This window comes from Nocardia sp. NPDC060255 (assembly GCF_042727395.1).
In the GTDB taxonomy this organism is placed as follows: domain Bacteria; phylum Actinomycetota; class Actinomycetes; order Mycobacteriales; family Mycobacteriaceae; genus Nocardia.
On the sequence record NZ_JBHXAU010000012.1, the window covers coordinates 212,368 to 224,394 of the forward strand.

6 protein-coding genes are annotated in these 12,027 nt (G+C 67.9%); all 6 read right to left on the reverse strand.

Translation table 11 applies throughout. The features are described from left to right. Window positions 1-2: 2 nt before the first annotated feature. A complete protein-coding gene (locus ACFWF1_RS23020) occupies window positions 3-596 on the reverse strand; it encodes an HIT family protein (protein ID WP_379287297.1) in 594 nt (197 codons plus the stop codon). After that, the gene (thrS, locus tag ACFWF1_RS23025) at window positions 593-2,644 is read right to left on the reverse strand and encodes a threonine--tRNA ligase (RefSeq protein WP_379287295.1); all 2,052 of its coding nucleotides are present in this window, start codon (window positions 2,642-2,644) and stop codon (window positions 593-595) included. The genes ACFWF1_RS23020 and thrS overlap by 4 nt, the downstream gene beginning before the upstream one ends. A gap of 272 nt (window positions 2,645-2,916) precedes the next feature. Beyond that, the gene (locus ACFWF1_RS23030; protein ID WP_379287293.1) at window positions 2,917-3,534 is read right to left on the reverse strand and encodes a (2Fe-2S)-binding protein; all 618 of its coding nucleotides are present in this window, start codon (window positions 3,532-3,534) and stop codon (window positions 2,917-2,919) included. 332 nt (window positions 3,535-3,866) lie between these two features. Then, window positions 3,867-6,119 carry a SulP family inorganic anion transporter gene (locus ACFWF1_RS23035; RefSeq protein WP_379287292.1) on the reverse strand — a complete coding sequence of 751 codons (2,253 nt, stop codon included), beginning with the start codon at window positions 6,117-6,119 and terminating at the stop codon, window positions 3,867-3,869. Window positions 6,120-6,363: 244 nt separating this feature from the next. After that, window positions 6,364-8,595: a SulP family inorganic anion transporter gene (locus tag ACFWF1_RS23040; RefSeq protein WP_379287291.1), complete on the reverse strand. Its 2,232-nt coding sequence runs from the start codon at window positions 8,593-8,595 to the stop codon at window positions 6,364-6,366. Window positions 8,596-8,802: 207 nt separating this feature from the next. Next, window positions 8,803-11,946, reverse strand: coding sequence for a hypothetical protein (locus ACFWF1_RS23045; protein ID WP_379287290.1), 3,144 nt, complete (start codon window positions 11,944-11,946; stop codon window positions 8,803-8,805). Between the last annotated feature and the right edge of the window lie 81 nt (window positions 11,947-12,027).

Below are 12,027 nucleotides of genomic sequence, written 5' to 3' on the forward strand. Positions count from 1 at the left end.
CTCTAGTCGACTTCCTTCCAGGCTGCCGACAGCAGCGCCCTCGTCTCGCGCAGCAGCTGTGGCATGACCTTCGCGCCGCCGACGACGGTGATGAAGTTCGCGTCGCCGCCCCAGCGCGGGACGATGTGCTGGTGCAGGTGATCGGCGAGCGAACCACCCGCCACGCCACCGAGATTCAGGCCGACGTTGAAACCGTGCGGCCGCGACACCCGCTTCATCACCCGGATGGCCTGCTGGGTGAACGCCATCAGCTCCGCACCCTCGGCCACCGTGAGGTCCTCGAGGTTGGCGACCCTGCGGTAGGGCACCACCATCAGGTGGCCGGGGTTGTACGGGTACAGGTTCAGCACCGCGTACACCAGTTCGCCGCGGGCGATGACCAGACCGTCCTCATCGGACATCTTCGGGATGTCGGTGAACGGATGTCCGGTCGAGGTGGGATCGGTCGAGGCGGCCTCGGCGATGTAGGACATCCGGTACGGCGTCCACAGTCGTTGCAGCCGATCGGGTTCGCCCGCGCCGCGGTCGACGATGCTGCCCTGTTCCGCGGCGTCGTTCAGCTCGGTAAGTCCATCCGGCGCCGCGCGCTCAGTCATTCCGCACCCTTGATCTCGAAGCCCTCCGCGGTCGGCGAAGCGTTCTCCCGATTCGCGATCCATTGCACAATCGTGGCCACCGCGTCGGCGACCGGCACGCCGTTCACCTGCGTGCCGTCGCGGAACCGGAAGCTCACCGCGTCGGCGGCCACGTCCCGCTCGCCGGCGAGCAGCATGAACGGCACCTTCTGCGCGGTGTTGTTGAAGATCTTCTTCTGCATCCGGTCGTCGCTGCGATCGACCTGCGCGCGCACGCCCGCGTCCCGCAGCCGCTCGATCACCCGATCCAGGTGCGGCGCAAAGGCTTCCGCGACCGGGATGCCGACCGCCTGCACCGGCGACAGCCAGGCCGGGAAGGCGCCGGCGTAGTGCTCGGTGAGCACGCCGAAGAACCGTTCGATGGAACCGAACAGCGCGCGATGGATCATCACCGGCCGCTGCTTGGTGCCGTCGTTGGCGGTGTATTCCAGGTTGAACCGTTCCGGCAGGTTGAAGTCGAGCTGGATGGTCGACATCTGCCAGGTCCGGCCGAGCGCGTCCTTGGCCTGCACGGAGATCTTCGGGCCGTAGAACGCGGCGCCGCCCGGATCCGGGACCAGCTCCAGCCCGGAGGCCGAGGCCACCTTCGCCAGGGTCTCGGTGGCTTCCTCCCACATGTCGTCGGTGCCGACGAACTTGACCGGATCCTTGGTGGACAGCTCGAGGTAGAAGTCGTCGAGGCCGTAGTCCTTCAGCAGCGCCAGCACGAACTGCAGGGTGCTGGTGAGCTCGGCGTGCATCTGCTCTTTGGTGCAGTAGATGTGCGCGTCGTCCTGGGTCATGCCGCGCACCCGGGTGAGGCCGTGGATCACGCCGGACTTCTCGTAGCGGTACACCGAGCCGAACTCGAACAGCCGCAACGGCAGTTCCCGGTACGACCGGCCGCGAGCCCGGAAGATCAGGTTGTGCATAGGGCAGTTCATCGGCTTGACGTAGTAGTCCTGGCCGGGCTTGCGAACGGTGCCGTCCTCGTTCAGCTCCGCGTCCAGGTGCATCGCCGGGAACATGCCGTCGCGATACCAGTCCAGGTGGCCGGAGACCTCGAACAGGTGGCCCTTGGTGATGTGCGGGGTGTTGACGAACTCGTAGCCCGCGGCGATATGCCTGCGCCGCGAGTACTCCTCCATCTCCTTGCGGATGATGCCGCCCTTGGGGTGGAACACCGGCAGGCCGGAGCCGAGCTCGTCCGGGAAGCTGAACAGGTCCAGCTCCAGCCCGAGCTTGCGGTGGTCGCGGCGCTCGGCCTCGGCGAGCAGATGCAGGTGCTCGTCCAGGGCCTCGGTGGATTCCCACGCGGTGCCGTAGATGCGCTGCAGGTCCTCGCGGTTCTGATCGCCGCGCCAGTAGGCGGCCGAACTGCGGGTCAGCTTGAACGCGGGAATGAACTTGGTGGTCGGGATGTGCGGGCCGCGACACAGATCGCCCCAGAGGCGTTCGCCGGTGCGCGGATCGAGGTTGTCGTAGATGGTCAGCTCTTTGCCGCCGACCTCCATCACCTCGGGATCGTCGATGCCGGACTTGTCGCTGATCAGCTCCAGCTTGAACGGCTCCTTGGCCAGCTCGACGCGAGCGTCCTCGACCTCGACCACGCGCCGCGAAAAGCGTTGCGCGCCTTTGACGATCTTCTTCATCCTGGATTCCAGCTTGGCCAGATCCTCCGGGGTGAACGGCTTGTCGACCTGGAAGTCGTAGTAGAAGCCGTCCTTGATCGGCGGGCCGATGCCGAGCTTGGCCTCCGGGAACTCCTGCTGCACCGCCTGGGCCAGCACGTGCGCGGCGGAATGCCGGATGACACTGCGGCCGTCCTCGGTGTCGGCGGCGACCGCCTCCACCTCGACGTCGGTGTCCGGGATCCAGGACAGGTCCTTGAGGCCCTCGGCGTCGCGCACGACGACGATGGTGTCCGGTCCCTTGGTCGGCAGTCCGGCCTCGCGCACCGCGGCACCCGCCGTCGTCCCGGCCGGCACCCGGACGAGGGCGGCAGGGGCATTGCGGGCTGAGGTGGTCACGGCGGTGCTCTCCTTGGAGTTTCTCGGGTGCGGGGACAGCCCCGCGGATCATGGCCGAAGCACGCATCTGCCCCGGCGCGACCATGCTATCGGCATGGGCTGACCAACGTGCACGCGCTTACCCGCCTCTCCGCGTATTCAGGCCAGACTTAGGTGCGTGCGGAGTGACGTTGGCGACTGGCGGTGGGAGGGTGGATGGTCAGCCGGTGCCCGGTGAGTTGCCCATGTTCTTGCGAAATCAGTTGTTGCGTTGGGAAAGATGCTGCCGGTGGTCAGTTGTCCGCTGCCAGCTTTCCCAGCATTTCTTCGCGTTCGGCGGCTGGGCGTTTCGGGCAGCTGGTGCACATCTCGCAGCTGGGTACCTCGTAGACGAGGCAGCAGGAGATTCGTTTGACGAACGTGCGGCCACCGATCTCGACGAAGCGCGGTATCGGGAGCTTGCCGCCGATCTGCGTCGCCAGTTGCGTGCCCGCCTCTGGGGACCCGGCATCTAGGGCTCGATTACCGACGGCATCGGCGACGATCGCCCACAGCGACGGCACGCCGGCGCCGGAGACCTCGGCGACCGGACCGATCACGGCCGCAAGGGTTTCCCGCAGTGCCGCACCGGGCTCAGCGGCCTCATCAGGCTCGGCCAACACGTGGATGCGTTCCACGCCGCCGTCTGGGCGAACCTCGCAGTCGAAGTGGTCCAGCACCGGCTCGACAGCCCGCTCGTCGCGCGCGTACGCCCGCGCGATCTGCTCGACCAACGCGGAGGCGACCATGCACCACCACAGCGTGCCCGCGATGCGCGGCGACGTGGTCCCCCACGAGTGACCCATCTCGGCGATCCGTGCCGCCAGCCAGTCCGGCTGCGTCAACGTGCGCCCGGGAACCGTGTTCACCATTTCAGGGGACTGCGTAACCATTGCCACTCGACTCCGATCCAGCTGCCGACCATCCCGAACCTGCCAATACCCATAGTGTCGCGACAACCAACGCAAAAGTAGCGACCGCCGCGAACAAGCGCAGGGCGGCACCCGGTGTGGAATGCCGGGTAGGGAGGTTCAGCGTAGGTCGCGCGGCAATGCGGGCCCGGAAGGCGCGCCAGCCCGCTTGCCTCGATCTTGTGTCCAGCTCGGCGGTCACCTGGTCCAGCCTACGAGACCGACCGGTCCTGCCCAGGTCGCAGACGTAACGCCCGCCCGAAAACGGTTCGGGCGGGCGCTACGGTCGTGCCTCAGACCAGCTCGGGTGTGACCCGATGACCCGCCTCGTCCTCGATGTGCGCGAGGCCGTCCTCGGTGACCTCGATGACGCGTGCGCTGGCGATGTCGAAGAACAGACCCGACACCGTCACCCCGCGCTCGGCAACGGCCGCCCGCACCGCGGGGTGCCGCTGCAGGTTTTCCAGCTGCACGGCCACGTTCACCATGCTCAGCTGGTCCACCTCGCCGAATCCGGCCCGGGCGGCGGCGATCGCCACCGGGTGTCCGCGCCGGACCCGGTCCAGGCTCGGCCTGGCGTGCGCGAGCCACTTGTCGATCTCCGGACCGGCCTGAGCCCCGGAGTGCAGGGCCTTCATCGCCCCGCAGGACGAGTGACCGCAGACCACGATGGACCGGACGTTCAGCTCTTCCAACGCGAAGACGAGCGCCGCGTCCACCGACGGGTCGCCGACGGCGGGCACCAGGTTGCCCACATTGCGCACGGTGAACAGATCACCCGGCCCGCTGTTGGTGATCATGTTCGGCACGATCCGCGAGTCCGCACAGGTCAGGAAGAACGAATCCGGATCCTGACTGTCGCGCAGCTCGTCCAGGTGCGGCCGCACGACGTGCGCGTGACTGCGGTGGTAGGCGGCCACGCCCGCCGCGATCGGGTCGGCGTGTTCGTCGCGCCGCCACGGCCCGAGGATGTCGGTCCACACCGCGCGCCCGAAGCTGCGCGACGGCGGACCCGCCGTCGCGAACGCCATTCGCGCACTGCCGATTTCCACGAAATCGACACTGCCGCCGTTGCTTTCCTGCTGCCGCACCCAGTCCTCGATGGCTTCGAAGGCGGCGTGGTCGAGGAAGTCGACGGTCATCTCGACGGTGACGTCGGCGTCGGCGGGTACCTTCGCGAATTCCGTGGACAGTTTCGGCAGCGCGAGGAACGTGCAGGAGCCGTCGATGGTGATCATCCACCGCTGCGAACCCGGAATCTGCCTGGCGCTGATGGCAACTCGGACCACCCGCCACAGCAGCAGGCCGAAGGCCAGCGCGAGACCGATCAGCACGCCCTCCAGCAGGTTCAGGAACACCACCGACACCACGGTGACGGCATACACGAGCAGATCACCGGTGCGCCGGGCCATCCTGATGTGCGCGAGCTTCACCAGCTGGATGCCGATCACGATCAACAGTCCGGCCAGCGCCGCCTTCGGAATCTGTTGCACCACAGCGGCCAGCGCCACCGAGAACACCAGGATCCAGACACCGTGCAGCACCGCCGACGCGCGACTGCGCGCGCCCGCCTGCACGTTGGTGGCGCTGCGCACGATCACGCCGGTGACCGGCAGACCGCCGAGCAGGCCGGACAGCACGTTGGCCGAGCCCTGACCGATCAGCTCACGATCGAAATTGGTGCGCTTACCCGAGTGCATCTTGTCCACGGCCACCGCGGAGAGCAGGCTCTCCACGCTGGCGATCAACGCGATGGTGATGATCATCAGGACCACCGCCGACCAGTCACCGCGCGGCAGCTCCGGCAGGCCGATCGCGTCGAACAGCGAGCCGTTCAACACAATTCGCTCGGCACCGGTGGGCAGCGCCATGGCCAGCACGGTGCCCGCGAACACCGCGACCAGCGGGCCGGGAATAACGCGCAGCCTGGCGGGCACGTACTTCCAGCCGAGCATGATGGCGATCACCACCGCGCCGATGAACGCGTCGCCGCCGTGCAGCGACATCAGCTGATCGGGTAGCTGGGTGAGGTTCTTCCACGCCGAGCTGTGCGACGAACCGCCGAGCAGCACGTGAATCTGTTGCAGCGCAATGGTGATGCCGATACCGGCCAGCATCGCGTGCACGACCACCGGCGCGACGGCGAGCGCGGCCCGGGCAATCCGGCTCAGCCCGAACAGGATCTGCAGCACACCGGCCGCCACGGCGATGAAACAGGTTGTTTTCCAACCGAATTGGTTGATGGACTCGGCGACGACGACGGTGAGTCCCGCGGCGGGGCCACTCACCTGAAGAACGGAGCCGCCCAGCAGACCGGCGACGATGCCGCCGACCACGGCGGCGATGAGACCGGCGGCGACGGGCGCGCCGGAGGCGACGGCGATGCCGAGGGACAGCGGCAACGCGACTAGGAAGACGACGATGGAAGCGGGCACATCGTGGCGGAGGATCGATTGCAGACGATCGGACAGGGGTCTGGAACCGTGACCCGAGTCCGCCGGGACAGGGGGTGTTATCGGTGGGGCCAAGTCGTTTTCGACAGGCATGACTATCTCCTTCGCCGAACTCGGCACAACGGCCGAGGTCGGTTGACGATCAACATGTCCAGCAGGGCACACGACCGCGAACCGGCATCTCGCGGTGAAGCAGTACTCGACGCACCAGTGGGCCGAGTTGTAAACCGAAGTAAGGCTATTAGTAAAGACTTAGCAAAGCCTGAGAACGATGCTAACTACGCGTTAACACCGCGCTAGGGCCCGCCCCCGGCGGGCGCCCGGACCGTCGCGGCGGTTAAACCGGCTCCGCGGCAACACGGCGGCCCTCATCGTCGAATTCCGCGATTCCGTCCACGGTCACCTCGATCACCCGGGCGGTGGCGATATCGAAGAACAGCCCCGACACCGCGACGCCGCGCTCCTCGATCCCCTGCCGCACCGCCGGGTGGGCATGCAACGTCTCCAATTGCAGCGCCACATTCACCATGCCCAGCTGGTCCACCTCGCCGAATCCGGCCAGCGCGGCGGCCTCGGCCACCGGGTGACCGAGGCGGAACCGGTCGAGGCTCGGGCGGGCGTGGGCCAGCCAGTCGCCCAGGCCCGACCCGGTCTGGACCTCGCGATACAGCGCCTCCATCGCACCGCAGCCGGAATGACCGCACACGACGACCGCCCGCACGTCCAGCTTCTCCAGTGCGTAGATCAGCGCGGCCTCGACCGACACGTCACTACCCGCGGTGGGAACCAGATTGCCCACATTGCGGACGGTGAACAGGTCACCGGGGCCGCTGTTGGTGATGACGTTCGGAACGATGCGGGCGTCGGCGCAGGTGAGGAAGAACGAATCGGCGTCGGGCCGGTGCCGCAGGCCGGCCAGGTGCGGGCGCATCAGGTGCGCGTGCCCGCGATGGTAGGCCGCGATGCCCGCCACGATCGGATCCTCGCGAATACCGGTGCGCCGCCACGGGCTGATCGCCTGGTCGATGACCTGCCTCGAATTGCCCCGCTCGGGCGGGCCCGCCAGCGCGCCCGCCATGCGCGCGCTGCCGATCTCCACGAATTCGACCGTGCCGCCGTCGGATTCGTGCTGGGTTGCCCATTCGGTGATCCGCTCGGAGGAGGCGTGATCGAGGAAGTCGACCGTCATCTCCACCGTGACCTCAACGCCCGCAGGCACTTTGGCGAGTTCCGCGGACAGCTTCGGCAACGCGAGGAAGGTACAGGTGCCGTCGATGGTGACCACCCAGCGCCGCGCGCTCGCCACCGGCTCGGCGACGATGGTCACCCGGACCACCCGCCACAGCAGCAGCGCGAACGACAGCGCGAGTCCGATCACCATGCCCACCAACAGGTTCAGGAACACCACGCTCAGCACCGTCGCGATGTACACGTAGAGATCGCCGGTCCGCCGAGCGAGCCGGATGTGCGCCAACTTCACCAGTTGCACGCCGATCAGAATGAGCAGTCCCGCCAGCGCCGCCTTCGGAATCTGCTGCACCAATCCCGCCAGCGCCACCGCGAACAGCAGCACCCAGACGCCGTGCAGCACCGTCGCCGCCCTGGACTGCGCACCCGCCTGCGCGTTGGTGATACTGCGCACGATCACCGCCGCCACCGGCAGGCCGCCGAGCAGGCCGGACACCATGTTGGCCGAGCCCTGCCCGATCAGTTCGCGATCGAGATCGGTCGAGGTGCCCGGGCGCATCTTGTCCACCGCGACGGCCGAGAGCAGCGTCTCCACGCTGCCGATGAGCGCGACGGTCACCACGGTGATCGCGATCGCGGTCCAGCTGCCCGAGGGCAGCGCAGGCAGGCCGATCGAGTCGAACAGCGAGCCGTTCAGCACCAGCCGTTCGACGTGGGTCGGCAGCACCAGCGACAGCAGCGTCGCGATCACCACGGCGACCAAAGGCCCTGGCACCACCCGAATCCGGCGCGGCACGAACTTCCAGGCGATCAGGATGACGATCACCACCACACCGATCAGCAGGTCGCCGCGATGCACCGACATCAGCTGATGCGGCAGCTGAACGAGACTGGCGAACGACGAGCTCAGCGACGTGCCGCCGAGCAGCACATGCACCTGCTGCAGCGCGATGATCACACCGATCCCGGCCAGCATCGCGTGCACCACCACCGGCGCGATCGCCAACGCACCGCGCGCGATCCGGCTCAGCCCGAACAGGATCTGCAAGGCCCCCGCCCCGACGGTGATGAAACACGTCGCGGCCCAGCCGAATTGGTGCACGCTCGCGGCGACGACCACGGTGAGGCTGGCGGTCGGCCCGGTCACCTGCACCGCCGAACCGCCGACCAGCCCCGCGACCACCCCGCCGACCACCGCCGCGATCAGTCCGGCGGCGACGGGTGCGCCGGAGGCGACCGCGACGCCGAGGGAAAGCGGTAGCGCGACAAGGAAAACCACGATGGAGGCGGGTAGGTCGTGGCGCCCGATACCGGCCAGACGCTCCGGAAAAGCAAGGCGGCGCGACGACGTCCGTGGTGCGGAATCGGTGTCGGTGGACATATTTCTCCTTCGCCGGGCGGACGTAGACCGTCCCGGTTCATCGGTGGAACATGTACTGGCATCGAAAACGAGCGGCGGGCGTGACTCAGCCGCTCGAGAGCGGCGACCCGGTTGACGCGAAGGTCTGGCTAATAGTAAAGACTTCGCAAAGCGTATGGAAAGTTTTCAGGTGGAATCGGCCTTATCGTCACCGAATTGTGATCCAGATCACTGCCCCACCTCCCAGGCCAGTCTGCATAGATCGAGATGCGGCGAGGAACGCAGTTGCTCGATCGCCGCAGTTCGCTCGGGCGAGCGGGAACTGCCGTTGAGGATGCCTGCGGCCAGCACGCCCGCGGTCAGGTCACCGCGCGCGATCAGCGCCTCGACCGCGGGCAGCCGCCGTTCGATCGGTTCGTTCCAGGCGAAATGCATCTTGAAGGTCGAGATGACCCAGGCGGCCGCTACCGGGGTGAGCCGATCGGCCAGCATGCTCAGCTCACGCACCCACACCTGCGGGTCGAAGTCTCCGGTCGGCAGCCGGTAGATCACCATTCCCGCCGCGCCGAGCAGATGTTTCGGATGCTCGAACAGCAACTCCGCGGCCGCCCGCGCCCGGTCCTGCTCCCATTCCTCGTTGTACATGGAGGCGTTGAGCGCGCTGGCCACCTCGCGCGCCCTGACATGGTTTTCCGCGTCGAGCAGGCGGCGCAGCACCGTCAGCGCCTCCGCGCGGATCACACCGCTACGGACCAGCGAGAGGAACACCGTCATGTCGGTGTCACCGCCGGTGACAGCTCGCTCGATGATCGCATCGGTGCCACCCCGATACCAGGGCACCCAGATCGCGAACGCCTTCGCGGCCCGGAACTGGACGCCCGGCCCTTCCGCCGCCGTCAGGAGGCCACGCACCAGATCGGCAAGTGCCGCACGATGATCGGGTGCGTACTCCTCGGGTATCGCCTGCAGCAGGGTCCTGATCATCAACTCCGACGCGTATCGACCCGGCACTTCGGCGAGCGCCGCGCGAGCGCGTTCATCCTCGGGCAGCCGCTGCAACGCGAGGGCCACCGCGATGCGCACATCCGGATGGAGTTCCGGCTCGGCCCAGGCGCGCAGCAGCAGGTCGGCCGCACCGGGCACGCGCTGGGCGACCAGCTGGCGGGCGGCCAGCTTCCGCGCGCCCACCCTGCCCTCGAAGAGGGCCTGTGCCAAGGCATCGCGCAGCCGCGACGGTGCGCTGACCCGGCACAGCTTTGCCGCCGTGGCGAGCGCCATCGGGCCCGGAATCCGCAACAGCAGCTGAGGCAGGACTTCCGGGTACCCGCCGCACGCCTCGATCGCCGCTTCGGCGATCACCGGTTCACCACCGAGCGCGTGTTCGATCAACTTGGCGTGCAAGGGAATCCGTCCCAGGCCACGCAACACGCGGATACGATCCTCGACCGGGGCATCCCGGTCGTCGACGATCGCCGCCAGTGTCGCGCCGAGGGTGTCGCGCTGACGATCCGTCCATCGTCCGGGCATACCCGGCTCGATATCGTGCTCCACCAGTACTTCTCGCGGATCGGCGGGGAGCAGATCGGTGCGCCGGGTGGCGACGTTGTGCCAGACCGGCGCGAAACGAATCGCGCGGGGATCGTCGGCCAGCAAGGCCGCGACCTGAGTGTCCTTGTCCCGAATGCGGCGCAGCATCAGTTCGGCCGCCTCGCCTGCCACCTCGTCCGGACCGTCCAGCACGGCCTGCCGCAGGTCTTGCCGTAGTTCTGGCAGCGCGCGCAACCGGGTGCCGAGAGATCGAGCCAGGGCGACCGTCAGCTCGTGATCCCGGGGACGCGTCAGCATCGCGAGCAGTTCGTGTTCCTGACCTCGGCGCAGCACCCGGCCGAGCGTGGGTCGGCTCGATACTCGAGCCGACAGTCGGCGATGCCGGCGGTCGACCGCGCCGGAGCCGGAGCGGGTCAGCGCTGCGGCACCGAAGCGGTCGATCAGCCGGGCGTAGCTCCGCAGCGCCCAACTGGTAAGGGCCGGTTCGGTATTCAAAGCGCGGTCGGCCAGCTTGCGCACGGCCTCCCGCGTGCGTTCCGAGGTGTCACGAGCATGGATGGCGGCATCGGCCAGCCGGTCGAGGTGTTCGGCCCAGCGTGGGTCGAGGTGTAGTCCGGCAAGGCTTTCCAGGAAGGCGGCGCGAGAAGGGTCGCGCTCGTTGCGAATTCGGTCGACTAGTTCGCCGAGCACAGCCGCGGCCTTTACGCGGTCGCCGCTGCGCTGCGCGGCACCGAGCAGGAGCGTGCGCGCGATGTCGCGGCGACGTGGGTCGCCCGTGAAAGCCGCGGCCCGCAGTTCGGGTTCGGCCTCCTCGAACGGGAGGAACGCGGTGATCCGCAGGATGATCTTCGGGTCGTCCAGGTGCGCTCGCGACGAATGCCAGACCGAGGTGTGCCATTCGCGCAGCCGCCTGGCCTCGCTGACTGCCAGCTCACGCGGGAGCAAGTGCAGCAGATGCAGTGCGGCGATCTCACCGTGTTCCATCCGGGCGTAGATCGCGCCGCGCCGCGGTATCGGCAGCGCCCGGAGCACGTCCGCCTGACTGCGGGTCGAGACCAACGTCAGCAGTTGGTCGTCGGAGAACTGGGCGCAGCGTTTGAGCAGTGCGGATTTCGACTCGTACGACATCCACCGTTGCTTGGGCAGCAGGCGCGCGGTGCGGTGCAGGTCGGCGCGGAACAGCGGGCCGAGGACGTTGCCGGGCAGGCATTCGGCCCAGCGTCCGAGGTCGTGCCGTTCGAACAGATCGAGGACGAGCGCGGGTTCTACCCGCGCGGCTTCTCGCAACGCGACGGCCCGCCGCAGCGCGAGTCGTCGCGAATGCGCGAATTGATCATCGAGGCAACGCAATACGAGCTGCGGGTGCCGCCGGGTCAAGGTTTTCCACGCGGTGACGGCGTGGGCGAGCGATGGCAGCCACTCGGCGACGATCGGCGGCGAGCACGCCGCGAGCAGCAGGCATGCTTCCTTCGCACCCCAGCGCTCGTTGACCTCGGGCAGCAGCGCGTCGGCGAGCTCGGTCCGGCGAGCATGTACGATGCTGCGGTACACCGCGATCCGCAGTTCGGTCGACGCCTCGTGCAGTGCGGGCGGGATTGCTTCATCGGGGATGGGCAAGGTGCGCACGGCACGCAATGCCGCCCGGCGCAGTTCGGGATCGGGCCCGGCGAGGACTCGGGCGATGTAGGTCAGGTCGCGCGCCGCCATCGCCACATGCAGCGCGATACGACGCCCATAGCGACCTTGTCCGGCCATATCGGTGAGGAATGCGGCGAAGCCGCGATGTTCGGCGTGTACACGAGCGTGCTGCGCCAGCGCATGCATGCGCTGCGAATACGGCAGGGACTCAACATGATTCAACAGAACGGCGGCCGGTTCGAGGACCGGCGAGGGGCTCAACAGCCC

What these genes read in the sequence shown, in the direction of transcription:
- ACFWF1_RS23020 (WP_379287297.1), bottom strand. Translation starts at nt 596, where the DNA reads ATGACTGAGCGCGCGGCGCCGGATGGACTTACCGAGCTGAACGACGCC.
- ACFWF1_RS23030 (WP_379287293.1), bottom strand. Translation starts at nt 3,534, where the DNA reads ATGGTGAACACGGTTCCCGGGCGCACGTTGACGCAGCCGGACTGGCTG.
- ACFWF1_RS23035 (WP_379287292.1), bottom strand. Translation starts at nt 6,119, where the DNA reads ATGCCTGTCGAAAACGACTTGGCCCCACCGATAACACCCCCTGTCCCG.
- ACFWF1_RS23040 (WP_379287291.1), bottom strand. Translation starts at nt 8,595, where the DNA reads ATGTCCACCGACACCGATTCCGCACCACGGACGTCGTCGCGCCGCCTT.
- ACFWF1_RS23045 (WP_379287290.1), bottom strand. Translation starts at nt 11,946, where the DNA reads ATGCATGCGCTGGCGCAGCACGCTCGTGTACACGCCGAACATCGCGGC.